This is a genomic window from Mesorhizobium sp. P2_C7, assembly GCF_056404515.1.
Genome location: NZ_JBFUDW010000002.1, coordinates 387,418 through 414,392, shown reverse-complemented (window position 1 = coordinate 414,392; position 26,975 = coordinate 387,418). Strand labels below are relative to the sequence as shown.

The window sequence follows — 26,975 nt, the reverse complement described above, 5'->3', positions numbered from 1 at the left end:
GAACTGCCTGCGGAATTGGGACAAAGTGATGGTCGCTGTCACTCGGCGGCGGCCTTGGCCTTGCCGCCACGCTCGGGCGCGACGCCTTCAAGAGCCGCCATCAGCCGGTTGCGGATGGTGGCGATGCGGGTCGGGTTGTCGATCTTCTGGCCGGTGAGGTCGGTGACGTAGAAGGTGTCGATGACCTTTTCGCCGAAGGTGGTGATGTGGGCCGATGCGATGTCGAGCGACAGATCGGATAGCGTTCCGGTGATCTCCGACAGCAGGCCCGGCCGATCCAGCCCCTCGACCTCGATGACCGAAAAACGGTTCGACAGTGCGTTGCGAATTTCGGCGCGCGGCGGGATCTTGAACACCTTGGCGCCGCGCCGCGGCTTGGTCCGCTTCTCGATCATTTCCGGCAGCCAGCTCTTGCCCGACAGCACGTCCTCGATCAGCCGGCCGACGCGCTCGGCACGCCGGCGCTCGTCCTCGTCGCGGTCGAATTCCCTCGAGATCAGGATGGTGTCGAGGGCGCGGCCGTCCGACGTGGTGAAGATCTGCGCGTCGACGATGTTGCCGCCGGCTCCGGCGCAGGCCCCGGCGATGACCGAGAGCAGGCGGGGATGGTCCTGCGCCAGCACGGTGATTTCGGTCACCGCCTCGAACTGGTGGGTCTTGACCATGGTGGCGAGCTTGTTGCCCGAAGCGTCCGCTTCGCGGATGAACTCGGCATGGCGCAGCTGATCGGCGAGATCGACGGTCAACAGGTAATTCTCGTAGTGCAGGGCGACATAGCGCTTGCGGGCCTTGTCCGGCCAGTTGGCGAGCGCCTCAGCCAGACGCTCGCGCGCCGCCGCCGTCCGCTGCGCGCGCGACACTTCCGAAAAGCCGCCGGTCAAAAGCAATTCGGTCTCGTAGTAGAGCGTGCGCAGCAGCTGGCCCTTCCAACCGTTCCACACGCCGGGTCCGACGCCCCTGATGTCGCAGACGGTGAGAATCAAAAGCAGCTTCAGCCGCTCGACCGATTGCACGATCGCGGCGAAATCCTCGATGGTCTTGCGGTCGTTGAGGTCTCGGGTCTGCGCCGTCATCGACATTACGAGGTGGTTCTCGACCAGCCAGGCCACCGTTTCGGTATCGGCTGGTGACAGCCCCATATGCGGGCAGATGCGCCGGGCGATCCTGGCCCCGGCCTCGGAATGATCCTCCGGCCTGCCTTTGGCGATGTCGTGCAGCAGCACGGCGACATAGAGCGCCTCGCGGCTCTTCTTCAGGCCCGGCATCAGCGTGTGGGAGAGGGGATGGACCTTCTCGCCGTCGCCGCGCTCGATCTCGGCCAGCACGCCGATGCAGCGGATCAGGTGCTCGTCCACCGTATAGTGGTGGTACATTGAGAACTGCATCATGGCGACGATCTTGCCGAAATCCGGGATCAGCTTGCCGAGCAGCCCGGCCTCGTTGATGCGCCGCAGATTGAGTTCGGCATTGCGGTCCGAGGTCAGGATGTCGAGGAACAGCCGGTTGGCCTCCTCGTCGCGCCGCAGCGACTTGTTGACCAGGCCGAGCGAGCGCGTCAGCAGCTTCAGCGCATCGGGATGGAACTCCAGACCGTGCTTGTCGGCGAACCAGAACAACCGCAAGAGATTGACCGGATCGCGCTCGAACACCTGGTCGTCGGCGATGTTGATGCGGTGGTTGTCGACGATGAAATCGGAGGTGCCGGCAAGCTTGCGCTTGCGTCGCGAGAAGGTGAGGAAGATGCGGTTGAAGCCTGGCACGTGCTTGGCCTGCTCTTCCTCGAGCGCGGCGCAGAAGATGCGGGTCAGGTCGCCGACATCCTTGGCGACGAGGAAGTAGTGCTTCATGAAGCGCTCGACCGCCGACAGGCCGGGATGGCTGGTGTAGCCGAGCCGCTCGGCAATCTCGCGCTGGATGTCGAAATGCAGCCGTTCCTCGGCCTTGCCAGTGAGGAAATGCATGTGGCAGCGCACCGCCCAAAGGAAATCCTCGGCCTTCTGGAACTCGCGATATTCGCCCTCGGTGAAGACGCCCTTGTCGACCAGTTCCTCGCCGGTGCGCACGCGGTAGAAATACTTGCCGATCCAGAACAGCGTCTGCAGGTCGCGCAGGCCGCCCTTGCCGTCCTTGACGTTGGGCTCGACGAGATAGCGGCTTTCGCCGGCCTTGGCATGCCGGTCGTCGCGTTCGGCAAGCTTGGCCTGGACATATTCGGGGCCGGTCGTGCGCACCACCTCATGGTCGAAGCGCAGCATCAGCTCGTCATAAAGCTTGAGCTCGCCCCACAGGAAACGCGCCTCGAGGATCGAGGTTCGGATGGTGACGTCGGTGCGCGACAGGCGCAGGCATTCGTCGATGTTGCGCGTGGCGTGGCCAACCTTCAAGCCCAGATCCCACAGCATGTAGAGCATGTACTCTACGGTCTGCTCGCCCCATGGCGTCTGCTTGTAGGGCAGCAGGAACAGGAGGTCGATGTCGGAGCCAGGCGCCAGCGTGCCGCGGCCATAGCCGCCGACGGCGACGACGGCCATGCGCTCGGCCGAGGACGGATTCTTGACCCGGTAGACATGCGTGACGGCGAAATCGTAAAGCGCGCGGATGATCTCGTCCATGAGGTGCGATAGCCGCGCCGCACAGGCACGGCCGCCGCCGTCGTCCCTCAGCATGCGTTCGGCAATGGCGCGTCCGTCCGCCAACCGCCCCTTGAGAAGCTGAAGCACGCCGCTGCGCGCGGCCTGTCCGGAGCCGTCCCCGGCGGTGGTCGCGGTCAGCGCCGTCATCTCGCGGCGCAAGGCTTCGCCATCGATCAGTTCGTCGAGCTTCAGGGAGATTTTCGCCATAGGTACCGGTTGGCCTCGCCTTTTCGGCGGCGTCTATAGCGCCTTTTCGCGGTTGTGGGTATGGGCAGGACGGACACGTTCGCCGTGGCGATAGAACGCTATGAGCCTGTTTCTCTGCTTCAGCAGGCAGAGGTCGACGATCCTGCTCAGCAATTTCCTGGCCTCAGCCCCGATTCTCATCGTCAGCGTCTTGGTCGTGCGCGACCCGGATTGGACACCGGCAAGCCACTGGTCCCGCCGTTCCTCAAGAAGCAGGCTCGGCAGTGCGGCGGTCCGCAAGAAGCGTTCCTGCGCGCACAGGGCTGGAATCAGCTGATAGATCGCCTTGCCGGGTGAGGGGGCGAATCTTGGATTGAAGATGACCTGGTCGACGGGACTGCTGAGCTCCGGGGTGCCGTCGATGAGATCGCGCGCCGCCTGCCGCGACAGTATGTAGCCGGCCGCGCCGACGTGAGATCCGTGCAGTCTGGACATGGAAAAGCCGTGCCCGGCCGGAGAGCGCCGCCATGCGAGCCGGGTCTTCTTGAAGAACGTCTCCAGCTTGACGATCTCGGCATCAGCCGGGATCCAACTGGCGTCGGCAAGCATCGCGCCGGCATTTTCCGAAAAGACGACATCGTCTTCAAAAACGACGCCGTAGGCATCGTCGCCATCGGCGATCTTTGCCCAGCAGGCCTTGTGGCTGAGGAAACAGGCGATCTCGGTGTTGGTCAAATGCAACTGCGTCAGCGGATTGAGCCGCATTGGTGTTTGCGGGAGGTCGGATCGGCCCTGGGCGTCGACCGCCGCGACGCGTTCGAAGTCAATGCCGATGTGGGCAAACTCCTTCGTCATATGCGCGAGCCGGTCCTGGGACCGGTCGAGGTTTATGACCAGGCACTTCATTGGAAATGGAATCGGTGCATTTGGATGCGTTTGGATTGTCAATCGGCGGCTCCATAGCACAAGAAGCCGCCGCGCATCCGACTTTCTTTGATGGTGGCCCGGCGCCGGCGACGACACACGGAAAAAGAAAATTTTGCCCTTGACCTTCCAGTTACTGGAAGCACTACCTCCGCATCGAGACGAGGCATCGAGGCATTTTGAATGACGCATTCAGACCACCATCATCACGCGCATGACGGCTGCTGCACAGCGAAAGCTGCAGCCGGGGAGGCGGCCGTGGTGCGGGATCCTGTCTGCGGCATGACCGTCGACCCTGCGACGGCCAAGCACTCTGTCCGTCATCAAGGTCGGGACTTCTACTTCTGCTCTGCCGGCTGCAAGGCGAAATTCGAGGCGGAACCGCAGAAATATCTTGGCGACAGGGCCGCACCGCCGCCGATGCCCAAGGGCACGCAATACACCTGCCCGATGCATCCCGAAATCATCCGCGACAAGCCCGGCTCCTGCCCGATATGCGGCATGGCGCTGGAGCCGATGGGCGTGCCCACTGGTGATGAAGGACCAAATCCCGAGCTGGTCGATTTCACCAGGCGATTCTGGGTCAGTGCCGTGCTGTCGCTGCCGCTGCTGTTCATCGCCATGGCGCCGATGCTCGGCCTGACGTTCGAGGTATTTGTCGACGACCGCACGATGGTCTGGCTGGAACTGGCATTGGCCAGCCCCGTCGTGTTGTGGGCGGCGCTGCCCTTCTTCCATCGCGGCTGGGATTCGCTCGTTAACCGCAGCCCCAACATGTGGACGCTGATCTCGCTCGGCGTCGGCGCGGCCTATCTCTACAGCGTCGCAGCCACGCTGTTCCCGGACATTTTTCCGCATCAGTTCCGTGGCCATGGCGGTGCGGTGCCGGTCTATTTCGAGGCCGCCGCCGTCATCGTCGCGCTGGTCTTCCTCGGCCAGGTGCTGGAGTTGCGAGCCCGTGAAAAGACCGGGTCGGCAATCCGCGCTTTGCTTGATCTCGCGCCGAAGACCGCGCGGCTGATCGGTGCCGACGGTTCCGAAGGCGACGTGCCGCTCGACGCGGTCAAGGTGGGTGACCGCCTGCGCATCCGTCCCGGTGACGCCGTGCCGGTCGACGGCACCGTGTTGGAAGGCCGTTCCTCCCTCGACGAATCGATGATCACAGGCGAACCGTTGCCCGTCGAAAAGGCCGAGGGCGATACCCTGACCGCCGGCACGCTCAACAAAAACGGCTCTCTGATCCTGCGTGCCGAGCGGATCGGCGCCGAGACCACGCTGGCACGCATCGTCGAACTGGTCGCCAAGGCGCAGCGCTCGCGCGCCCCGATCCAGGGGCTGGCCGATCGCGTTTCCTTCTACTTTGTCCCGGCTGTGGTGCTGGTCGCGATCGCCGCCTTCGTGTCCTGGGCTGTCCTTGGCCCCGAACCCAGCCTGATCTTCGCCATCGTCTCGGCGGTGTCGGTGCTGATCATCGCTTGCCCCTGCGCGCTCGGCCTCGCCACGCCGATGTCGATCATGACCGCCACCGGGCGCGGCGCCCATGCCGGCGTGCTGATCAAGGAAGCCGCCGCGCTCGAACGCTTCGCTTCCGTCGACACACTGATCGTCGACAAGACGGGCACGCTGACCGAAGGCCGGCCGAAACTGACCGATGTCGTTGCCGCAAACGGCTTTTCCGAAGACGAATTGCTGGCCCTTGCCGCCGGCCTCGAAAAGGGCTCGGAGCATCCGCTGGCCGAAGCCATCGTCGAAGGCGCCGGTACGCGCGACCTGGAGATCGCCGATGCCAGCGGCTTCGAGGCCGTCACCGGCAAGGGCGTTTCCGGCACCGTGTCGGGAAAGAAGGTCGCGCTCGGCAATGCGGCGATGATGACCGATCTCGGCATCGACACCGCGTCGGTCTCCGCCAGGGCCGAAACGCTGCAGACCGAAGGCAGGACCGTGATGTTCGTTGCCGTCGGCGACAAACTGGCCGGTATCGTCGCTGTCGCCGACCCCGTCAAGGCGACCACCGCCGAAGCGATCCGGGCCCTGCATGACAGCGGCCTGAGGATCGTCATGGCGACCGGCGACAATGAGCGCACGGCAAAAGCGATCGCCAGGAGCCTCGGCATCGATGAGGTTCGCGCCGGACTGCTGCCGGAACAGAAGGCAGCCCTGGTCGAAGAGCTGCGTGCCAGGAGCAAAGGCGTCGCCATGGCCGGCGACGGCGTCAACGACGCCCCCGCCCTTGCCGCCGCCGATGTCGGCATCGCCATGGGCACCGGCGCCGATGTCGCCGTCGAAAGCGCCGGCATTACTTTGGTCAAGGGCGACCTCAACGGCATCGTGCGGGCGCGTACGCTCGCCCAGGCGACGATCCGCAACATCCGCCAGAACCTGTTCTTCGCCTTCCTCTACAACGTGCTCGGCGTACCCGTCGCCGCCGGTGTGCTCTATCCGCTCACTGGCACGCTTTTGTCGCCGATGCTGGCGGCGGCGGCGATGAGCCTGTCCTCGGTGTCGGTGATATCCAACGCATTGCGGCTGAGAGCGTTGAAACTCTGAGCAAAGCCCCCAAATACAAAACCCACTCAACAGGAGACCATGAATGACCTTGGCTAAAAAACTCGTCCTTTTGCTGATGGCTGCCGGAATGCTGCTTGCCGTCTTCCTCGAAAGCGTTCCGGCGCAGAGCGAAGAGATGAAACACGACATGGGCGCCATGTCGACGGGTGCGACCGGCCCATCGAGCGAAGGCTACAAGGCGGCGATGGACAAGATGCATGCCGACATGATGGCGTTGCAATACACCGGCAATGCCGATGCCGATTTCGTCCGTGGCATGATCCCGCACCATCAGGGCGCCATCGACATGGCCAAGGTCGAGCTTGCCAACGGCAAGGACCCGGAGATCCGCAAGCTGGCCGAGGGGGTCATCGCCGCGCAGGAAGCCGAGATCAAGCAGATGCAGGGCTGGCTCGCAGCCCATCCGGTGGAGTAAGCCTTTCGCGAAGCCAGGATTCGGCGAGAACTCTCTCTGGATTTCCCGCCGAGCCTGTGATGCGATCCGGCCCTCAACTGGAGCCTGCTATGCCATCGACGATCAGAACAACCACGCTGCCTTCCGGCGAAGCCGTTCAGGTGCTTGGTCAGGGCACGTGGAAAATGGGCGAGGATTTCAGCCGCCGCGCCGATGAGGTCAACGCTCTCAAGCTCGGCCTCGACCTTGGCATGACGCTGATCGACACCGCCGAAATGTATGCCAGCGGCGGTGCGGAGGAGGTGGTCGCGGAGGCCATCGCCGGGCGCCGCGACGAAACCTTCCTGGTTTCGAAAGTGCTGCCGTCAAACGCTTCGCGCGCCGGCGTGCAGCGCGCCTGCGAGAACAGCCTGAAGCGCCTGCGCACCGACCGCATCGATCTCTATCTGCTGCATTGGCCTGGCAGCGTGCCGCTGGCTGAAACCGTAGTGGCCTTCGAGGCGCTGAAAGAGGCCGGCAAGATCCGCCACTGGGGCGTCAGCAACTTCGACACCGACGAGATGGAAGAACTGGTCGGCTTGTCCGACGGCGGCAACGTCCAGACCAATCAGGTGCTCTACAATCTGGTTCGGCGCGGCCCCGAATTCGATCTGGCGCCCTGGAGCCGCCAGCGCGGCATCCCCTTGATGGCCTACTCACCGGTCGAGCAGGGCGCGCTGGCACGCAATACGAGGCTTGGCGCCGTCGCGGCCCGCCACAATGCCACCCCGGCGCAGATTGCCCTGGCCTGGGTGATGCACAAGGATGGCGTCATCGCCATTCCGAAGGCCAGCAGCCAGCAGCATGTCCGCCAGAATTTTGCAGCGCTCGACATCGAACTGACGACGCAGGACATCGCCGAACTCGACCATGCCTTCCCGCCGCCGACCCGGAAGCGCGGTCTGGAGATGATTTGACTACTTTCCCACCAGCCCCTTCAGCCGATACAGCGCCTCAAGCGCCTCGCGTGGCGTCATCTCGTCGGGGTTGATGTTGCCGAGTGCGGCGCCCAGAGCGTCGCTCTTGACCGGCTTCGGCGCTTCGCGCTTCACCGCCACCGAAAACAGTGGCAGGTCGTCGACCAGACGGTTGGTCTTGCCCGAAACCTCGCCCTCTTCCAGCTGGTGCAGCACTTCCTTGGCCCGGTCGACCACCGCTTCCGGCAATCCGGCCAGCCGTGCCACCTGCACGCCATAGGAGCGGTCGGCGGCACCCTTGCCGACCTCATGCAGGAAGACGACGTCGTTTTCCCATTCCTTGACCCGCATGGTGACGTTGTGCAGCCGCGCCAGCTTGCCGGCCAGCGAGGTCATTTCGTGGAAATGGGTGGCGAAGATCGCCCGGCAGCGGTTCTTCTCGTGCAGGTATTCCACCGCCGCCCAGGCGATTGACAAGCCGTCGAAAGTGGCCGTGCCGCGGCCGATCTCGTCGAGGATCACCAGCGCACGCTCGCCGGCCTGGTTGAGGATCGCCGCCGTCTCGACCATCTCGACCATGAAGGTCGAGCGGCCGCGCGCCAGATCGTCCGAGGCGCCGACACGCGAGAACAGCCGGTCGACGACGCCGATATGGGCCGATGCCGCCGGCACGAACGAGCCGGTTTGCGCCAGGATGGCGATCAGCGCGTTCTGCCGCAGGAACGTCGACTTTCCGCCCATGTTGGGGCCGGTCAAAAGCCAGATCGCGCCATTCTTGGCGCTGCCCTCGGGCGACAGGTCGCAATCATTGGCGACGAACGGCCCTTCGCCGGAGCGCCGCAGCGCCTGCTCGACCACCGGATGCCGGCCGCCCGAAATTTCGAAGGCAAGGCTCGAATCCACCACCGGCCGGCACCAGGCTTCGCTCTCGGACAACAGTGCGAGCGCCGCCGACACGTCGAGCACGGCCAGCGCATCGGCGCCGGCGCGGATCTTTTCGGCCTCGCCGACCGCTTCCGCCGTCAGCGCCTCGAAGGCTGCAAGCTCGATGCCGAGCGCCCGGTCGGCGGCATTGGCGATCTTGGTCTCCAGTTCGGCGAGTTCGGTCGTCGTGAAGCGCATGGCGTTGGCCATGGTCTGGCGATGGATGAAGCGCGCCTTGGCGCCGTCGCTGCCGGTCATCACCGCATGATGGTTGGCGGTCACCTCGATGTAATAGCCAAGCACATTGTTGTGCCGGATCTTCAGCGAGCGGATGCCGGTCTCGTCGATCAGCGAGCGCTCCAGCCCGGCGATGACCTTTCGCGATTCGTCGCGCAACGCCCGCATCTCGTCGAGCTCGGCATGGTAGCCGCCGCGAACGAAGCCGCCGTCACGCTTGAGCAGCGGCAGTTCATCGCCAAGCGCCTGCGTCAGGTGCTGGGAAAGCGCCCTGGGCAGCGCCTGGATGGCGCCCAGCGCCGCCGTGAGTTCCTGAGGCAGGGCGGTCTCACCGAAGATCCCAACGATTGCACCGGCTGCTTCGAAACCGGCGCGCAGTGCGCCGAGGTCGCGCGGGCCGCCACGGTTCAGCGCCAGCCGGGACAGAGCGCGTGGCATGTCGGCGACGCTCTTCAGGCTTGCCCGCACCGCCTGGCAGAGCCGCGTTTCGGCGCGGAAGAAGGACACCGAGTCCAGCCTGGCGCCGATCGCCGCCGGATCCGTCAACGGCGCCATCAGCCGGTCGGCCAGCAGCCTTGCGCCGCCGCCGGTCACCGTGCGGTCGATCGCCTTGAACAACGAACCTTCGCGGCTGCCGGACAGCGTGCGCAGCAGTTCCAGATTGCCGCGCGTCGCCGGATCGATGAACAGCGTCGAGCCCTGCTCCTCGCGCTCCGGCCGCGACAGCGGCGGACGCTCGGCCTTCTGCGTCTTCTCGACATAGGCGATGGCGCCCGAGATCGCCGACAATTCGGCGCGCGAAAACGCCCCAAAACTGTCCGGCGTCGCCACGTCGAAGAAGCGGGCGATGCGCCCTGTGGCCGAGGCCGAATCGAACAGCGAGGGCGGCTGCGGGTTGGCGACGCGGCCGAGCACGTCGAACACCGGTTTCAGTTCGGCATCGTAGAACACCGGCTCGGCAACGATCAGCTCGCGCGGATCGACGCGGAAGATGTCGGCGAGCAGCCGGTCGGCGGTGGTCTCGGCGACGCGGAAAGCCCCGGTCGAAATGTCGATCCAGGCCAAGGCAAAGGAGTGGTCCGCCCCACCTTTCACCCGTCCCAACGCCATCAGGAAGCTCGATTCCGACGGCGCCAGCAATTTGTCCTCGGTGATGGTGCCCGGCGTCACCAGCCGCACCACGTCGCGGCGCACCACCGATTTGCCGCCGCGTTTCTTGGCTTCGGCCGGATCCTCGATCTGCTCGCAGACGGCGACGCGAAAACCCTGGCCGATCAGCTTCTGCAGATAGTCGTCGGCGGCATGCACCGGCACGCCGCACATCGGGATGTCGTGGCCCTGGTGCTTGCCGCGCTTGGTCAGGACGATGCCCAGCGCCCGGCTTGCCTTCTCGGCGTCGTCGAAGAACAGCTCGTAGAAATCGCCCATGCGGTAGAACAGCAGCGAATCCGGGTTCGCCGCCTTGATCTCGATGAACTGCTCCATCATCGGCGTGACGGCGGCAGCGGCTGTCGGCAGGGGCGCCATCGCCTCGGGGGCGTCCGGCTCGTTCGGGCTATGCATGTTCATGCGCGGCACGCTAGCAGATGTGGTCGCGCGGTTTAATGCCGGCGCCTCGAAAAACAGGGGACGACTGACACGGCCAGATGCCCGCAATCGCCAGCACCAGCCGCGATTCCCGAACACTGATGGTTTACACGCGGCGGTGCGTGGTCTTAATTCGGAACCTCACAAAGCACCCGCCTCAAGGAGGTGCTGCACCGGCGAGGAAATCAAAAGCATCATGGCCAAAAAAACCGAGAACAACGGTCCGTCCGTCAGTGCGCAGGAAGCGCTCGAATTCCACGCCATGGGCCGCCCCGGCAAGCTGGAGGTTGTCGCCACCAAGCCGATGGCGACGCAGCGCGATTTGAGCCTCGCCTATTCGCCAGGCGTCGCGGTACCTGTTCTGGCCATCGCCGAGGACCCCAGCCGCGCCTTCGACTACACGACGCGCGGCAACATGGTCGCCGTCATCTCCAACGGCACCGCCATCCTTGGCCTCGGCAATCTCGGCGCGCTGGCCTCCAAGCCGGTCATGGAAGGCAAGGCGGTGCTGTTCAAGCGCTTCGCCGATGTCGATTCCATCGACCTCGAGGTCGACACCGAGGACGCCGACGAGTTCATCAACTGCGTGCGCTTCCTCGGCCCCTCCTTCGGCGGCATCAACCTTGAAGACATCAAGGCGCCGGAGTGTTTCATCATCGAGCAGCGCCTGCGCGAACTGATGGACATCCCGGTCTTCCATGACGACCAGCACGGCACCGCCATCATCTCGGCCGCCGGCCTGATCAACGCGCTGGAGATCACCGGCCGCGACATGAAGACGACGAAGATGGTCTGCAACGGCGCTGGCGCCGCCGGCATCGCCTGCATCGAGTTGATGAAGGCGATGGGCTTCGCGCCCGAAAACATCATCCTGTGCGACACCAAGGGCGTCGTCTTCCAGGGCCGTACCGAAGGCATGAACCAGTGGAAGTCTGGACATGCGGTGAAGACCGAGGCGCGCAGCCTCGCCGAGGCGCTCGACGGTGCCGACGTCTTCCTCGGCCTCTCCGCCAAAGGCGCGCTGACCACCGCCATGGTGCAGTCGATGGCCAAGAACCCGATCATCTTCGCCATGGCCAATCCCGACCCGGAAATCACGCCAGAAGAAGTCGCCGAGATCCGCACCGACGCCATCATGGCGACCGGGCGTTCGGACTATCCGAACCAGGTCAACAATGTGCTAGGCTTTCCCTACATCTTCCGTGGCGCGCTGGATGTGCGGGCCACCACCATCAACGACGACATGAAGATCGCCGCCGCCCAGGCACTGGCAGCGCTGGCGCGCCAGGATGTGCCCGACGACGTCGCTGCAGCCTATCAGGGCAACCGGCCGAAATTCGGCCCCAACTATATCATCCCGGTGCCGTTCGACCCGCGCCTGATCTCGGCCATCCCGATCGCGGTCGCCAAGGCGGCGATGGATTCCGGCGTCGCCCGCAAGCCGATCCTCGATCTCGACCGCTACGCGCAGGAGCTGTCCGCCCGCCGCGACCCGATCGCCTCGACCTTGCAGCGCATCTACGACCGCGTGCGCCGCCAGCCCAAGCGCATCGTCTTCGCCGAGGGCGAGGAGGAGCAGGTGATGCGCGCCGCCGTCTCCTATGTGAACCAGCGGCTCGGCACCGCCATCCTGCTCGGCCGCGACGACGTCATCAAGGAGAACGCCAAGCACGCCGGCATCGACCTCAACAAGCAAGGCATCGAGATCATCAATGCCCGGCTGTCGCGCCGCAACGGCATCTACACCGACTACCTCTACGAGCGCATGCAGCGGAAGGGCTTCCTGTTCCGCGACTGCCAGCGGCTGATCAACAACGACCGCAACCACTTCGCCGCCTGCATGGTGGCGCTGGGCGATGCCGACGGCATCGTCACCGGTGTGACCCGCAACTATTCGACGGCGCTCGACGACATCCGCCGCGTCATCGACGCCAAGCCCGGCCACCGCGTCATCGGCGTGTCGATCGTGCTGGCGCGAGGCAGGACCGTGCTGGTCGCCGACACCGCCGTGCACGACATGCCGAACGCCGAGCAGATCGCCGACATCGCCGAGGAGGCGGCAGGCTTTGCCCGCCGCATGGGCTACGAGCCCAGGCTCGCCATGCTCGCCTATTCGACCTTCGGGCATCCGCAGGGCGAACGCTCCGAGCGCGTCCAGGAAGCCGTGCGCATCCTCGACAAGCGCCGGGTCGATTTCGAATATGACGGCGAGATGGCCGCCGACGTCGCGCTCAATGCGCGGGCCATGTCGCAGTATCCGTTCATCCGCCTCACCGGCCCGGCCAATGTCCTGATCATGCCGGCGTTCCACTCGGCCTCGATCTCGACCAAGATGCTGCAGGAACTCGGTGGCTCGACGGTGATCGGCCCGCTGCTCGTCGGCCTCAACAAGCCGGTGCAGATCGTTTCGCTCAACGCAAAGGATTCAGACATCGTCAACATGGCGGCGATCGCGGCGTATACAGCGGGGGCTTGAGCGGCGGACGAAAGCCCCGTGAACGCCTTTCGAGTGATGCTAGGCCCAGGCCCTGGTCGAGGGCCGCACCACTCCACCTGAATGTGTGCAATCGCAGGAATCCCGCGATTCAAGCCGAATTTATGGGAAAATCGCTGCGATCCATAAGATATTGATAATATCCGGTTGTTATACCAGAGAGCTGTCATCGATGTGCCAGAGGGGCATTTTGGACAGACCGGGGTGGTGACAATCATGGATTTGCAGCCGTGAAGCACGATACGATTCCCGCATCCGTGGTCGGCGAGCGAGCCTATCACGACGAGCGCCTGGATGCGCTGCTCAGCATCACCGGCCGCATGGACGGCTACCTCTACCGCTGCCGCAACGATGCGTCCTACACCATGCTCTACATCAGCGACGGCGTTCTCACCGTCAGCGGCTATCCGCCAACGGATTTCGTGCACAACGCCGTGCGCGACTACGTTTCGGCCATCCATCCGGACGACCTCGCCTCGGTCTATGCCGCCGTCGACGCCGCGCTCGAAGCGCGCTGCAACTGGAATGTCGACTACCGCATCGTGCCGAGGGCCGGCGAACCGCTTTGGGTCCGCGAGATCGGCGGCGGTGTCTGGGACGACGCCGGCGAACTCGAATTCCTCGAAGGCTTCGTCGTCGACATCAGTGACCGCAAGGTTGTCGAGGACCTCAATTCCCAGCTGCTGCTGGATCTGAAGACCGCCAACGAGGAGCTGTCCGCGCAAAAGCGCGAGATCGAACTGGCCAAGCAGCAGAGCGACCATTCCGCCAACCACGATCTGTTGACGGACCTGCCCAACCGGCGTGCCTTCCACAACGAGCTCAAATCGGTGGTCGCCCGCTGCGGCGCCACCGGTGAGGCCGCCGGTCTTTTGTTCATCGACCTCGACCGCTTCAAGGAAGTCAATGACACGCTCGGCCATGAGGCCGGCGATGCGCTGCTGCAGCGCGTATCGAGCCAGCTTCGCTCGATCCTTCGCAGCGCCGATTTCGTTGCCCGGCTTGGCGGTGACGAGTTCGCCTTCCTGTTCTCGGGCGCCGCCGATCTGGCACAGCACAAGGCCGTGCGCGTTGCCGAACGCATCCTGGAAAGGCTGCAGATCAAGGTTCCCACGCCGAATGGCGCCATCCAGGTCGGCTGCACCGTCGGCGTGGCCATGTATCCGGCGGAAGCCGCCGATTCCGAAGCACTGGTCGCGCTCGCCGACCGGCTGATGTACATCGGAAAAAAGAGCGGCCGCAACCGGTTGGTCACCGCCACGGAAATGGCACCGCAACAGCCATCGTCCGCGCCTCGTCCCTCAATCCGCAGGACTGCCTAGGCACGTCTATCAAGGGCGTGCACCGAAGCGGTCAAGCCGGCGCGAACACGCGTGCGGCCTCGACGACCTGCTCGATCTGATCCTGCCGGAGCAGGTCGATCGGAACGCGGCCGTCGAGCTGTGCCGAGGGGCGGGTCAGCCACAGCCAGGCCAGCCTGGGATTGCTGATCAGGGACAGCACGTCATGGATGCCCGCCACCGGCCTGCCGTCGACGAACTGCGCCAGCGGGAAGACATGCTTGCGGCCGCCCTTGCGCAGAGCGATGACCTCACCCCGCCTTTGCCAGCGATGCAGGGTCGAGCGGGCGATGCGCATGTTCTCTTCCAGATAGGTCGATCCGGCGACGCGGCCGGCCCAGTCCTCGATCAGCATCGATTCGAGGTCGTCGGCGCGCGGCGGTGGGGAAGCAGGTCCATCGATATCCGCGGGGGATGCCGGCGGCAGCCCCGTCGCGCCGCCTGTGCCCGCCTCGCTGCGGCGCGCGGCTTCCGCCGCCAGCGCGCGTACGAATTTCGATGCGAGGCCGGGAAGGTCGGCATGGATGGCGTCGATGGCACGCTGATGCTTCGGCGACAGCAAGGTGACGGCGGAAGCTATGCTGCCGGCGATCTTGCCGACCGAGACCATGGTGGGTCTGTTGATGGCCTCGTCATAGTGGGCAAGCGCACGTTCGACGTCCTCCGCGACCATCTCCGCGAAGTCGTCCTGCTTGATGCTGGTTGCCTGGATTTGAAATCTGTTCATGCATCTGTCTCTTGGGCCGGGCGCTCCTCCCACAGCTGCGGCCGATTGTTGAACGGCTACAGCGGAGAGCGGAGTTCGCGGCGGCAACAGATGCAGCGGCCCGACAGCATGCTGTCTTGCATTTTATGACACCCCAACTGACTGCAGGCGTCCCGAAATGTCAGTCCCAGGTCGCCTCGATTGCGTGTAGGAGGGATGTATGACAACCGCGCGACGGTGAGAGGCGGTCGGCCTTCCCTTCTCCCCTTGTGGGAGAAGGTGGATTGGCGCGCAGCGCCAAGACGGTTGAGGGGTGTTGGACGGAGTGTTGCCAGTACCAAGCTGGAACACCCCTCATCCGGCCGAGCTTCGCTCGTCCACCTTCTCCCACAAGGGGAGAAGGGAAAACCTAACCTACAGCAACCCGGCCTGCTCAGCCTCGCGGCGCAGGTTCTGGCGCGGGCGTGGGCCGATCTGCTGGATCACCAATCCGGCCGCCAGTGAGCCAAGGTCGCCGCAGGCCTTGAGGTCGCGGCCTTGCGTGTAGCCGTGCAGGAAACCGGCGGCATAGAGGTCGCCGGCGCCCGTCGTGTCGACCAGTTCCTTGATCGCGGTCGCCTGGATGAGCACGGTCTCGTCGCCGCGCACGATGACCGAGCCTTTTTCCGAGCGCGTCACGGCGGCGATCCGGCAATCCTTGCGGATCTGCGCCAGCGCCTCGTCGAACGACGATGTCTGGTAGAGCGACTTGATCTCGTGGCTGTTGGCAAAGACGATGTCGACGGTGCCCGAGCGCATCAGGTCGAGGAACTCGTCGCGGTAGCGATCGACGCAGAACGAATCGGAGAGTGTCATCGACACTTCGCGGCCTGCCGCGTGCGCCAGCTTGGCCGTCTGCCGGATCGCTTCCTTGGCCCGCGGCGGGTCCCACAGATAGCCCTCGAAATAGGTGACCTTGGCGCCGGAAGCCTTGTCGGCCTCGACATCCTCCGGCCCGAGTTCGATGGCGGCGCCGAGATAGGTGTTCATCGAGCGCTCGCCGTCGGGGGTGACGAAGATCATCGAGCGCGCCGTCGGTGGCTCGCCCTTGAGCGGCCTAGTATCGAAGGCGACGCCCTGCGCATGGATGTCGTGCGCGTAGATTTGGCCCAGCGCATCGTTCGAAACCTTGCCGAAGAAGGCGGCGCGGCCGCCGAAGCTGGCGACGCCGGCCGCCGTGTTGCCGGCGCTGCCGCCGGACGCTTCGATGGCCGGGCCCATGCGGCTGTAGAGCAGTTCGGCGCGCTGGGTGTCGATGAGGTTCATCGCGCCCTTGATGATGCCGTTGGTCTCGAGGAAGTCCTCGTCGCACTGGGCGATGATGTCGACAATGGCATTGCCGATGCAAAGCACGTCATAATCCGGCATCAATGTCTCCGCCAAAAACCCGAGCCGGCTTCTTGCCATGCCCGGGCGGGTCTACAGCAAGACTCCGAAAATTGGCAACCGATTTTCTGTCGTTGCCGGCGTGGCGGCGATGACCGTTCCCTTGCAGAGGAAGGCGCGGAGCCGCGGTTCTTGCAAATCAGGTGCGCCTCCGCGACGAGGCGCTATGACAATTCGACCGTGGCCGAAGCATTTCGTCGCGGCGCTGCTTACAAGCCTGGCCAGCCGATCATTTTTCTAAGGCGAGCCACCCCCATGCCTACAAAAAACAGGCCGACAAGCAACGATATGACCACCGACCTGACGCTGCTCGCCGTGCTGGCGGTGCTTTGGGGCGCCTCCTATACCTTCATCAAGATCGGAGTCGAGACGATCCCGCCGGTCACGTTCATTGCCGCGCGCACACTGATTGCCGGCGGAATCCTCTTCGCCATCATACGCTGGCGCGGGCTCGCCATGCCGGGCGATGCTGCAAGCTGGCGCCGCTTCGCCTTCCAGGCATGTCTCAACAGCGTCGTGCCGTTCACGCTGATCGCAGCCGCCGAGCGCTCGGTTGACGCCGGTCTCGCCACCATCCTCAACGCGACCTCGCCGATCTTCACCTTCCTGCTGACCGCGCTCATCACCCGCCACGAGCCGGTCACGTTTCGCAAACTGATTGGTGTCGGCGCCGGCATTGCCGGCATCTGCCTCATCATCGGCACCGAGGCGTTGGGTGGTCTCGGTCATGAGCTCTGGGCCCAGTTGGCAATCGTCGCGGCGACGATCTGCTATGCCGGTGCGGCGATCTTCGGCCGTGGCTTCAAGGGCCTCGACCCAATGCTGCCCGCCGCCGGTTCGATGCTGTGCGGCGCCATCATCCTGGTGCCGCTCAGCGTGATGGTCGACCAGCCATGGACGCTCGCGCCATCGACGGCGTCGATCCTGGCCTTGCTCGGCCTGTCGGTGTTTTCGACCGCGCTGGCCTTTGTCATCTATTTCCGCCTCATCCACACGCTCGGCTCGGTCGGCACCACCTCGCAAGCCTATCTGCGCGTGCCGATCGGCGTCGGCATCGGCGCCGTCTTCCTCGGCGAAAGCCTTGGCCCGACAGCATGGCTGGGAATGGGTTTTGTCGTCGCCGGCGTCGCAGCCATGACCATCCCGGTTCGAAAGCCGGCGCTCGCGCGATAGGCAGGGCAATCGCTTCGAAGATAGTCTCCGACTTGTGGCGGGGAGAAGGGGCTGGCCGCAACCTTGGCGTCTTTCTTGCGACTTTGGGAATTGGCGAAACCATAGACGAGAGGGCCCCTCTCCCCGTCACTATACGGGGAGAGGATGCCGGCAGGCAGGTGAGGGGCAGCGCCCACCTCCGGAAGGGAGTGGGGCGAGTTCGAAACCTGAAACAATTACCTCGGCCCGAAAGCGATCCGCGCTTGTGACAAGCGGGCGCGTCGCCTATTTCCGAGGACCCGTTCGAGGTGAGGTTGAAGCACGGTGATTTTCGACGCTGCCCGCTCAGCAGCCATTGAGCTGCTTTCACCTCCGTTTCGGTCTGTGTTCATCAAGACGCTCGGGCTGACCTTGCTGGCGTTGGTGGCCTTGTGGTTCGGCCTCACCAGCCTCATCGAGTGGCTGGCCCTGCCGTGGCTCCAAACGCTGTTGCCCGGCATGCCGTCCTGGGCCGGCTGGCTGGGCGGCATCATCGCCGCCATCGCTCTTGCCTTCGGCATGGCGTTGCTCATCGCCCCGGTCACGGCGATTGTCGCCGGCCTGTTCCTCGACGACATCGCGGAAGTCGTCGAACGCACCGATTATCCCGGCGACCCGGCCGGACGCGCCATGCCGGCGCTGCGCTCGCTGGTCTTGTCAGCCAGGTTCCTGGGCGTCGTTATCCTCGGCAACATCGTCGCCCTGCTGCTCCTTCTGGTGCCGGGCGTCAACATTGCCGCCTTCTTCATCGTCAACGGCTATCTGCTCGGGCGTGAGTTCTTCGAATTCGCCGCCATGCGCTTTCGCCCGGAAGAAGAGGCCAGGGCCTTGCGTAGGCACTATGCCGGCACGGTGTTCCTCGCCGGGCTGGTCATATCAGCCTTCCTCGCCGTGCCGCTGCTCAACCTGGTGACGCCGCTTTTTGCCGCCGCCATGATGGTGCATCTGCACAAGGCGATTGGCGGACGGGAAGCGTCTCGCGTCTCGCGGGGGTGAGCTCTGTTCAGCGCAACAGGAATCCGCGCCCCAACTCATCATCGGCTTCGACGACGAATTCTGCTCGCCCGGAATAGTAGGCGCGGCCGCCGACGCGGGCGATGATTGCTTCGTGCGGGCCAGCCGTCGCCGTCCGCACCACGGCCCCGGAAAAGCGCGAGCCGGCGATGCTTTCGAATGTGCGCGTCTGCCCGATGTCGATCTCGCCCTTGGCATGCATCGCCGCCAGCCGGGCGGTGACGCCGGAGCCGGTCGGCGAGCGGTCGACCTCGGCCTCGGCAAAGACGCAGACGTTCTTGGTCACGTCGCCGGAAAACGCGTCGCGGCCATCGGTCAGGATGGTGCCATAAAGGAAGGCAAGGTCGGCATGGTCGGGATGCGACAGCGGCAGCTCGGCCTTGAGCCTGTTGGTCAGCGCGGTCGCCGCATCGACGAAATCGCGCACCCGATCGCGGCCGAATTCCAGACCGAACTGGTGACAGTCGGCCAGCGCGTAGAAGGCGCCGCCATAGGCGATGTCGAAGCCGATCGTGCCATAGGCTTGTAGCTCGATCGCCTGGTTTCGTGCGAACAGGAATGCCGGAACGCTTTCGAACGAGACAGCACCGGCCTTGCCATCCCTGACCTCCACCGAAGCGACGACCAACCCGCACGGTGCCTCGATGTTGACGGTCGTCACAGGCTCGCGTTTCGTCACCAGCCCTTCGTCGACGGCGTAGCGGCCGAGTGCGACGATGGCGTGGCCGCACATGGTCGAATAGCCTTCATTGTGCATGAACAGCACGGCGAGGTCGGCGCCGGGCAGATCCGGCTCGACCAGCAAGGCGCCATACATGTCATAATGGCCGCGCGGCTCGAACATCAAAATCTTGCGCAAATGATCGAGATGGTCGCGCACATAGGCGCGCTTTTCCAGGATGGTGCCATTCGGGATATCCGGGTAGCCGCCGGTAACGATCCTGAGCGGCTCGCCGCCCGTATGCATGTCGACGACAGTCAGCGTCATGCGACAGGCCTCTTAATCTGGGGATTTGCCAAACAAGGCCTGCAATTTGCCGAACGGCATGGCGGCGCGGGTGAAGCCGAACGTGCCGTCCTGCTGGATCTCGCGTGCCGCCGTTTCCAGCATGCCATAGGCGAAATTGGTCAACCACGGCCCGAGCGAAATGCGCTTGACGCCGGCCGTGGCGAGATCGGCGACGGTGAAGCCGGGCCTCGCCATGACGTTGACCGGCTTGCTGACCGCAGAGCAGATCGTGCGCACCATCTCTATATCGCCGATGCCTGGCGCATAGAGCACATCGGCGCCGGCCTTCTCGAAGGCCTGCAGCCGCTTGATGGTGTCGTCGAGATCGGACCTGCCCCACAGGAAGTTCTCGGCCCGCGCGGTGAAGACGAAATCACGCTTCAACGCCCGCGCCGCCTCCACGGCGGCCGCGACGCGCTCGACGGCGTGCGAGAAATCATAGATCGGCTTGTCCGGATCGCCGGTGTGGTCCTCGATCGAGCAGCCGGCAAGGCCTGCCGCTTCGGCCGCGAAGATGGTTTCGGCGGCACGCTCGGCGCTGTCGCCCTTGCCTCTCTCGAGATCGGCCGAGACCGGCAGGCTGGTCGCCGCCGTCACGTCGCGGCAATGATGGATCATCGCCTCGAAGGTCACGGCGCCGTCCGGCAGGCCGCGCGAAAAGGCAAAGCCGGCGCTGGTCGTCGCCAGCGCCTTGAAGCCGAAAGAATCCAGCAGCTTCGTCGTGCCGACATCCCAGGGATTGGGCATGACGAAGGTCGAGGCATGCAGGTCACGAAAGATCTTGCCCTTGTCCATGGTAATTCCCCCCATCATGTGCGGCGTGGCGGAAAGGATTTTATCCTGCCCTCCCTGGCCGGGCAAACGAATGCCATTGGTTCAGAAGCGTTTGGCGTTCTCTCCTGCCAATTTTTCCAGCGCGTCGGAATCCTTGGCGTAGTGCGAGGCCTTGGTGTCCCAGTGGTAGGTGACGGAAATGTCCTGCGACGCAGCCATGGGCGGCGCGTCATCGCAGCTTTCGCCGTTCGGCACCGTGGCATCGGTCACCGTCACCTTGATGGCGGCAAAAGGCCGGTCGTCGGCGATGGCCTGGAAGGCCACGTCCTGCTTGCGGCTGTAGCTGCACAGGTTTTCATCGAACGTATAGATCATGTCGATCAGTTCGAACTTGTCGCCGCGAATCATGATCAGCGGCGTGGCCACATAGTTCTGGTTCGAATTGAAATGCGCGCTCATGGTGATGAGGATGTCATCGTTGGCGCTGACGGAAAGCTTGCCTGGTTCGCGGAAATAGGTGCCACGGTCGACCGCGACATTGACGGCGTCGAGCAGCTTTGGCTTGGCCGAAGTGTCGTACAGCGCCAGCACCGCATAGCCTTCGGCACTGTCGGGAGAATCGCCGAGGTCGAACAGCATAGTCAGCCGGTCCTTGCCTCCAGCCTTGATGGCCAGCACCGCGGCATTTGAAAAGCCCGATGTCTCGGGCGGCGAACCGCCGCTGTCAGGTCCCTCGATGTGGCGCATGTCGATCGGCAGCCCACCCTTGTAGAAGCCGTCCTTGTCCACGGCGAGATCGGGGATGACCATCCTCGCCAGGTCGAGATAGGTGACGTCCTGGTGGCCGGGCAGCGCGCTGCCGAGTTCCGGGAAGCTGACGGCTTGCGCGCCGGCGGCTGTCCAGAGAAATGGCAGCAGCGTCAAGGCGAGGATGAAGCGAAGCAGGTTCGTTGTCATAGGCGCGCCTTGGTCTGTCGGGCGCGCGGAACGTAGCATAGCGGTCCGGGACGTCCAATCCGTCCGTCAAACCCGGCGGATCGGTGGCGGGCAGGTCAGTGGATCGGCACCAGCCCGGCCAGCTCGCGCATGTCGTTGAACAGGATGCCGCCGGCCTGGATCAGGCCGTCGCGGTCGGAATAGGGGTCGCCATGATAGGAAAACACCCGCATGCCGGCGGCAATGCCGGCTTGCGTGCCGGCGACGCTGTCCTCGATGACGACGCAGTCGGCGGGCGCGAAGCCCATCGTCTTGGCCGCATGCAGGAACAGGTCGGGGAATGGCTTGCCGCGCGCGACCATGGTCGAGCTGAACATCGCGTGTTCGAACAGCGACAACAGCCCGGTCTGGCCGAGTGTGATGTGCATCTTCGACACCCGGGCCGAGGTGGCGACGCAATAGGCGATGCCGGCTGAGCCCACGGCTTCGACAAACTCGCGGACGTAAGGGATCGCCTCGACCCCGTGGGCGAACAGGTCCGGCAGGCCGGCATTCCAGCGGTCGACGAAATCGGCGCCGAGCCGGACGCTGGTCTCCTCTTCAATCTGTTTTTGCACCGACGCCATGCTGCGGCCGGAGAAATGCTTGCGGCAATATTCGAAGCTCGTCGGATAGCCGGCGGTAACAAGCCATTCGGCGAGGCGTCGATTGGCGAGGTTCTCTGTATCGACCAGGATCCCGTCGCAGTCGAAGATGACGAGTTTTGGCAGTTCGGGCATCAGGCGGTGCCGGTCGATCCGAACCCGCCCGAGCCTCGCGCCGTGCCGCCAGCCAGGCTGCGCTCTTCCACGGCGGCCTGCGTCACCGCCGCGAAAACGATCTGGGCGATGCGCATGCCGCGCGTCACCGCGAAATCCTCGTCGCCGAGATTGATCAGCAGCACCTTCACCTCGCCGCGATAGTCGCTGTCGATGGTGCCGGGCGTGTTGAGGACGGTAAGACCATGTTTGAAAGCAAGGCCGGAGCGTGGCCGGACCTGGCCTTCCATGCCTTCGGGAATTTCCAGGATCAGCCCGGTCGGCACCAGGGCGCGTTTTCCAGGCAGGATCAGCAGCGGCCGGTCGTCGGCCACCGCTGCGCGCAGATCCATGCCGGCCGCACCGGGGCTTTCATAGGCAGGGAGGGGAAGTCCTTCACCATGCGGCAACCTGACGAAGCCGACGGTCGGACCGATGACGGAGGGATTTTGAAGGGCTGCGCGCATAAAATCGATCCTATCGGCGCGAACGACGATTCAGTCAACTCAGGTCTAGCGCTATCAACGGCTTTCTTTCGGGCATCACTATGGCCTCCGGCATCCAGGTCAGTCCGACATCACCTGAATCCGAGCGGACCTAGCGCAGTTCCATTGGAACCACGGTGGTCTCCTTGATCTCCTCCATCACGAAGGAGGCCGAAACGTCCGACAGCGCCACCTTGGCGATCAGCCGCTGGTAGAGCCGGTCATAGGCCTTCACGTCGGCGACCCGGGCGCGCAGCACGTAGTCGAGGTCGCCCGACATGCGATAGACGCCGGTGATCTCGGGAAAGCCGGTCACCGCCGCCCGGAACTTCTGCAGCCAGTCCGGGTCGTGGTTGGACGTGCGGATCAGGACGAACACCGAGAGGCCAAGCCCGAGCTTTTCGGCATCGACCAGCGCCACGCGGCCGGTGATGATGCCATCCTCCTCAAGTCGCTTCACCCGGCGCCAGCAGGCATTGCGCGACAAAGCCACCCGTTCCGACAGCTGGTCGACCGACAGCGTGCCGTCGCGTTGCAGTTCGGTGAGCAATTTTCGGTCGATTTCGTCGATTTCCAGCACCATGTGGGATGTTTGTCCCATGGAGTGCCCAAATACAAGGACATTTTGAGACCAATGAACCGGCGAAGCGTGTCAAGATACTCATATCAGGAACACCAAGCGCTGAAAGGGGAACAGCATGTCGCTCGCAACGATCTTCACCTCTCATCCGGCCAAGGTCGGTGAAACCTATTTCGGTCATATGGCCTTTGCCACCTGGTTCTCGTCGCGGTTGCTGATGGCGACGGGTGCCGCGCTCGTTCACGCTTTCTTGCCATTTCTGTTCGAGACTACCGCCAGCCGAATCGTCCGCGAGCTTTACGAGCGGACGCACAACAGAGGCTCGCACGGGACCAAGGAGCCAGCCGCTCTCATGGATCGTGCCTAGAGGACGAGAGAAGCGATGTGCCGGTGGGCGGCCTATCTCGGTGAAGCGGTTTTTCTCGAAGACATCCTCACGGCGCCCTGTCACTCGCTGATTGCCCAGAGCCATTGTGCCCAGGAAGCGAAATCGCCGACCAATGGCGATGGCTTTGGCCTTGCCTGGTATGGCGACCGGCCGGAGCCGGGCCTCTATCGCGATATCCTGCCGGCATGGTCCGACCCCAATCTGAAGAGCCTGTGCCGGCAGATCAGGTCGGGCCTGTTCCTGGCGCATGTGCGGGCCTCGACCGGCGGCGCCACCAGCCGCATGAACTGCCATCCCTTCATTTCGGACCGTTGGTCGTTCATGCACAACGGCCAGATCGGCGGTTTCGAGAAGATCCGCCGGGCGCTGGAAAACTCGCTGTCCGACGCCGTCTTCGACCAGCGCGAAGGCACCACCGATTCCGAATTGTTTTTCCTCCTGATGATCGACGAAGGATTGGCCGCCGATCCGCAAGGCGCCGTCTCGCGCGCCACCAGCCGCGTGCTTGAAGCCTCGCGCCGGGCCGGCCTCGAGCCCGCGCTGAAACTCACCGCCGCCTTCTCGGACGGGCAGGCGCTGCATGCTGTGCGCTATGCCACCGACGGTCACGCCCCGACGCTCTACACCTCCGATTTCCGCAAAGGCGGCGGCCGCTGCATTGTTTCCGAGCCGTTCGATCGCGAGGGCGGCGACTGGCAGGCGATCCCGCCATCGAGCTTCGTCACCATGACCAGGGATGGTATCGCCATCCGTCCCTTTGCTCCCGCATCGGCCAGGCTCGCACTGGCCGTCTAGTTACAAATTGCGGCAGCGTCGCGGGACAGAGGGGGACGCCGTAGAGCGCCGACCCAACAAAACCTATCGGTGCAATTCCGATCAAGCGCAGCCGATCCTCCAATGCTCAACTCCGCTTGAAGTCGCGTCGCTGTCGGCCATCTTGATCCAGACACGCGCGGCCAAGCCGGAGCATTGATCATGGACATCGCCTTTTCCACAACCGTCGCACTGGCCGCCGCGATCGCCACTCGAAAAGTCTCGGCTGTCGAGGCGCTCGACGCATATCTGACGCAGATCGACAGCCGCAATGGGGCCGTCAACGCCGTCATCTCGCTCGACCGGGAAGGCGCCCGCGAGCGCGCCAAAAACGCGGACACGGCTCAAGCGCGCGGCGAGGCGCTTGGGCCGCTGCATGGCGTGCCGTTCACGCTGAAGGACATGCACGAGACAGCAGGAATGAAGACCACGGTCGGTTTTCCCGCTTTCGCCGATTATGTCGCCAAGCGGGACAGCCCGGTCGTTGCCAGGCTGAAGGCGGCCGGCGGGGTGCTGATGGCCAAGACCAATGTCGCGACCATGCTGGGCGACTGGCAGTCGAACAATCCGCTGTTCGGCCGCACCGGCAATCCATGGAACCTCCAGCGCACCGCCGGCGGCTCCAGCGGCGGCGCGGCGGCGGCGCTTTGTTCAGGGATGACGCCGTTCGATGTCGGCACCGACATGCAGGCTTCGATCCGGTTGCCCGCCGCCTTCTGCGGTGTCTATGGCCTCAAACCAACCGAGCATCGCATCTCGCTGGCCGGAGCCTTCCCCGATCCGGGCAGCGCCGCGCGCAGCGTGCGGCTGATGTCATGTCTCGGCCCGCTCGCGCGCAGCGTGGAAGATCTGGCCTTGATCTATCAAATCATTGCCGGCCCCGACGGAAACGACACCGATCTTGCGCCGGTGCCGATCGAGGGCATGCCGATGCTTGACCCCAAGACATTGCGCATCGCCTTCGCACCGACCTTTCCAGGGTTGCCAGTGGCCAGCGAGATCAGCGCCGCGGTCGAAAGTCTGGCAAGGCGGCTGCAATCGGCAGGGGCGACCGTCGAGGAAGCGAAACTTCCAAAACTCGACCTGCACGACGATCTCAAGCAAGGCGGCGCGCTGATCGGCATGATGATGGAGGCCGCGCAGCCGGAGCCGCCGGGGGAGCCGACACCGGTCTCGCGCTGGTTCGAGGCGCTCGCCTGCCGCGACAAATCCATTCTCGCCTGGGACCAGTTCTTCGAAACCTGGGATGCGCTGCTTTGCCCCGTCGCCATGACGACGGCCTTCCCGCATTGCGAGCCGGGCGCACCGATCCAGGTCGACGGCAAAGAGCAGAGCTACTGGATGCTGCCGGCCTATGGCGCCGTGTTCAACTACAGCGGCCATCCGGCACTTTCGCTGCCGTGCGGACAGGACCGCTACGGTCTGCCGATCGGCCTGCAACTGGTCGGCAAACGTTGGTCGGAGTCGCGGCTGCTCGGCATCGCCAAGGCAATCGAGCCATTGACCGGCGGCTTCAGTCGACCGCCCGGCTATTGAGCGAAGCGCGACAGCCCGTAGGGCGCCAGCAGCGGGTCGCGCTCGCCGTCGAGGATTTCGCGGGCGGCGAACAGGCCGACAGCCGGCGCCAGCGTGATGCCCGAATGCATGACCGCGACGTAGAGGCCGTCCATGCCCTCGGCGCGGCCGATGATCGGAAAACCGTCGATCGGCGTCGGCCGATAACCGACGGTATGGAAATCCAGCTCCAGTGCGTCGCCGCCGTGCAGCATGGCTTTCAGGGCCGCAAACAGGTCGCGGGCGGTGATTTCGGCATCCATGCCAGGGTCGGCACCGCCAAAATCCGAGCCGGCGATGATGCGGCCCTCCGCCGTCTGGCGCATGTGTAGCCGCTCGGCCAGCACCAGCCCGTTGAGCAGTTTTGCATAAGGCCGCGAATGGACGATCAGCCCGGGCGGTGTCTCGATCGGCAGGTTGATCCCGGCCGTCGCGGCGATAGGCGGTGACCCGACGCCCGCCGCGATCACCACCTCGTCGGCGGCTATCAGGCCATGCGATGTGTCCACGCCGGTGATCTGGCCGCCGGTCTGGACCAGCGCCGTCACCGTGCTGGATATGATCCGCGCGCCGCGCCGTTCGGCGTCCGCCAGCAGCGCCTTGGTGGCTGCCACCGGTTCGGCGACACCCTCTTCGGCGACATGCAAGGCGACATCCGGCAGCTCGGCGAGATTGGGCTCGAGGCGCGCGACGCCGGCGCGGTCAACGCGCTTGATACCGTAGCCCCAGGCGGAGTGCTGGGCCGCGTAGGTTTCCATTGCGGCCGCCGACAAATCCCAGCACAGGCCGCCGCACCAGCTGAGCGGAATTTCGGGCAGGTCCCGCGCCAGCCGCGTCCATTCGGCCATGGCGCGGGTGCGCAGCCGGAAATATGGCTGCGGATTGCCCCAGCTGGCATTGATCCAGGCAAACGAGTTCGGCGTCGCTACGCCGCCGGGGCCGCCGTCGGCAATAACCGTCACCTGCGCCCCCGCTCTGCTCAGATGCCAGGCGATGGAGGCACCGATGATGCCGGCGCCGATAACGATCACTTGTTTCGCCGCAGTCATGCTTGCTCCTC

Annotated in this window: 22 protein-coding genes; 10 read left to right on the top strand and 12 right to left on the bottom strand. The window is 64.6% G+C overall.

Annotated features, from left to right (window positions below):
- Nucleotides 1-38: 38 nt before the first annotated feature.
- Entirely contained in the window at nt 39-2,840 is a 2,802-nt protein-coding gene (locus tag AC1D2G_RS06935; RefSeq protein ID WP_477412869.1) for a [protein-PII] uridylyltransferase, read from the bottom strand.
- A gap of 33 nt (nt 2,841-2,873) precedes the next feature.
- Nucleotides 2,874-3,935 (bottom strand): glycosyltransferase family 25 protein, encoded by a 1,062-nt coding sequence (locus AC1D2G_RS06930; protein WP_477412867.1) that lies wholly within the window; start codon nt 3,933-3,935, stop codon nt 2,874-2,876.
- On the opposite strand from AC1D2G_RS06930, the gene AC1D2G_RS06925 reads away from it, so the two are divergent.
- The 3 genes from AC1D2G_RS06925 to AC1D2G_RS06915 all read left to right on the top strand — a co-directional run bounded on the left by AC1D2G_RS06925 (nt 3,927) and on the right by AC1D2G_RS06915 (nt 7,661).
- Complete coding sequence (locus AC1D2G_RS06925; RefSeq protein ID WP_477412865.1) at nt 3,927-6,290, top strand: heavy metal translocating P-type ATPase; 2,364 nt, start codon at nt 3,927-3,929, stop codon at nt 6,288-6,290. The two genes, AC1D2G_RS06930 and AC1D2G_RS06925, sit on opposite strands and share 9 nt — an antisense overlap.
- 43 nt (nt 6,291-6,333) lie before the next feature.
- A complete protein-coding gene (copM, locus tag AC1D2G_RS06920) occupies nt 6,334-6,726 on the top strand; it encodes a CopM family metallochaperone (RefSeq protein WP_477412863.1) in 393 nt (130 codons plus the stop codon).
- Between the two features lie 89 nt (nt 6,727-6,815).
- Nucleotides 6,816-7,661 (top strand): aldo/keto reductase, encoded by an 846-nt coding sequence (locus tag AC1D2G_RS06915; RefSeq protein ID WP_477412861.1) that lies wholly within the window; start codon nt 6,816-6,818, stop codon nt 7,659-7,661.
- Here the strand turns inward: AC1D2G_RS06915 and mutS are convergent, their stop codons facing one another.
- Nucleotides 7,662-10,391 carry a DNA mismatch repair protein MutS gene (gene mutS / locus AC1D2G_RS06910; RefSeq protein ID WP_477412859.1) on the bottom strand — a complete coding sequence of 910 codons (2,730 nt, stop codon included), beginning with the start codon at nt 10,389-10,391 and terminating at the stop codon, nt 7,662-7,664. It abuts the gene before it with no gap.
- 214 nt (nt 10,392-10,605) lie between these two features.
- Here mutS and AC1D2G_RS06905 point away from each other — a divergent pair, with 214 nt between their 5' ends.
- On the top strand, nt 10,606-12,885 hold the full coding sequence (locus tag AC1D2G_RS06905) for an NADP-dependent malic enzyme (RefSeq protein ID WP_477225242.1): 2,280 nt from the start codon (nt 10,606-10,608) through the stop codon (nt 12,883-12,885).
- Between the two features lie 248 nt (nt 12,886-13,133).
- Complete coding sequence (locus tag AC1D2G_RS06900; RefSeq protein ID WP_477412857.1) at nt 13,134-14,225, top strand: GGDEF domain-containing protein; 1,092 nt, start codon at nt 13,134-13,136, stop codon at nt 14,223-14,225.
- Between the two features lie 31 nt (nt 14,226-14,256).
- Here AC1D2G_RS06900 and AC1D2G_RS06895 read toward each other — a convergent pair whose 3' ends face one another.
- Both AC1D2G_RS06895 and AC1D2G_RS06890 read right to left on the bottom strand, forming a co-directional pair.
- A complete protein-coding gene (locus AC1D2G_RS06895) occupies nt 14,257-14,970 on the bottom strand; it encodes an antitoxin Xre/MbcA/ParS-like domain-containing protein (protein ID WP_477412855.1) in 714 nt (237 codons plus the stop codon).
- Nucleotides 14,971-15,363: 393 nt separating this feature from the next.
- Nucleotides 15,364-16,356, bottom strand: coding sequence for an adenosine kinase (locus tag AC1D2G_RS06890; protein ID WP_477393547.1), 993 nt, complete (start codon nt 16,354-16,356; stop codon nt 15,364-15,366).
- Nucleotides 16,357-16,662: 306 nt separating this feature from the next.
- On the opposite strand from AC1D2G_RS06890, the gene AC1D2G_RS06885 reads away from it, so the two are divergent.
- Both AC1D2G_RS06885 and AC1D2G_RS06880 read left to right on the top strand, forming a co-directional pair.
- On the top strand, nt 16,663-17,547 hold the full coding sequence (locus tag AC1D2G_RS06885) for an EamA family transporter (protein ID WP_477412853.1): 885 nt from the start codon (nt 16,663-16,665) through the stop codon (nt 17,545-17,547).
- A 303-nt stretch (nt 17,548-17,850) separates the two neighbouring features.
- On the top strand, nt 17,851-18,561 hold the full coding sequence (locus AC1D2G_RS06880) for a sulfate transporter family protein (RefSeq protein WP_477412851.1): 711 nt from the start codon (nt 17,851-17,853) through the stop codon (nt 18,559-18,561).
- Between the two features lie 7 nt (nt 18,562-18,568).
- Here the strand turns inward: AC1D2G_RS06880 and AC1D2G_RS06875 are convergent, their stop codons facing one another.
- From AC1D2G_RS06875 to AC1D2G_RS06850, 6 genes are all read right to left on the bottom strand, one after another.
- Entirely contained in the window at nt 18,569-19,567 is a 999-nt protein-coding gene (locus tag AC1D2G_RS06875; RefSeq protein ID WP_477412849.1) for a proline racemase family protein, read from the bottom strand.
- 12 nt (nt 19,568-19,579) lie between these two features.
- Nucleotides 19,580-20,383: an isocitrate lyase/PEP mutase family protein gene (locus AC1D2G_RS06870; protein WP_457150061.1), complete on the bottom strand. Its 804-nt coding sequence runs from the start codon at nt 20,381-20,383 to the stop codon at nt 19,580-19,582.
- An 81-nt stretch (nt 20,384-20,464) separates the two neighbouring features.
- Nucleotides 20,465-21,319, bottom strand: a complete 855-nt coding sequence (locus AC1D2G_RS06865) for a hypothetical protein (protein ID WP_477412847.1) — start codon at nt 21,317-21,319, stop codon at nt 20,465-20,467.
- A 95-nt stretch (nt 21,320-21,414) separates the two neighbouring features.
- Nucleotides 21,415-22,077, bottom strand: coding sequence for an HAD family hydrolase (locus AC1D2G_RS06860; RefSeq protein WP_477412845.1), 663 nt, complete (start codon nt 22,075-22,077; stop codon nt 21,415-21,417).
- The gene (gene dut / locus AC1D2G_RS06855) at nt 22,077-22,562 is read right to left on the bottom strand and encodes a dUTP diphosphatase (RefSeq protein ID WP_457152760.1); all 486 of its coding nucleotides are present in this window, start codon (nt 22,560-22,562) and stop codon (nt 22,077-22,079) included. The genes AC1D2G_RS06860 and dut overlap by 1 nt, the downstream gene beginning before the upstream one ends.
- A 130-nt stretch (nt 22,563-22,692) precedes the next feature.
- Entirely contained in the window at nt 22,693-23,163 is a 471-nt protein-coding gene (locus AC1D2G_RS06850) for an Lrp/AsnC family transcriptional regulator (RefSeq protein WP_477413060.1), read from the bottom strand.
- A gap of 115 nt (nt 23,164-23,278) precedes the next feature.
- Between AC1D2G_RS06850 and AC1D2G_RS06845 the strand changes: the two genes are divergently transcribed.
- From AC1D2G_RS06845 to AC1D2G_RS06835, 3 genes are all read left to right on the top strand, one after another.
- A complete protein-coding gene (locus tag AC1D2G_RS06845; protein ID WP_477412843.1) occupies nt 23,279-23,527 on the top strand; it encodes a DUF6356 family protein in 249 nt (82 codons plus the stop codon).
- Between the two features lie 15 nt (nt 23,528-23,542).
- The gene (locus AC1D2G_RS06840) at nt 23,543-24,343 is read left to right on the top strand and encodes a class II glutamine amidotransferase (protein ID WP_477412841.1); all 801 of its coding nucleotides are present in this window, start codon (nt 23,543-23,545) and stop codon (nt 24,341-24,343) included.
- A 180-nt stretch (nt 24,344-24,523) separates the two neighbouring features.
- On the top strand, nt 24,524-25,897 hold the full coding sequence (locus tag AC1D2G_RS06835; protein ID WP_477412839.1) for an amidase: 1,374 nt from the start codon (nt 24,524-24,526) through the stop codon (nt 25,895-25,897).
- Here the strand turns inward: AC1D2G_RS06835 and AC1D2G_RS06830 are convergent.
- A complete protein-coding gene (locus AC1D2G_RS06830; RefSeq protein WP_477412837.1) occupies nt 25,891-26,964 on the bottom strand; it encodes an NAD(P)/FAD-dependent oxidoreductase in 1,074 nt (357 codons plus the stop codon). The genes AC1D2G_RS06835 and AC1D2G_RS06830 overlap by 7 nt on opposite strands.
- Nucleotides 26,965-26,975: the final 11 nt, after the last annotated feature.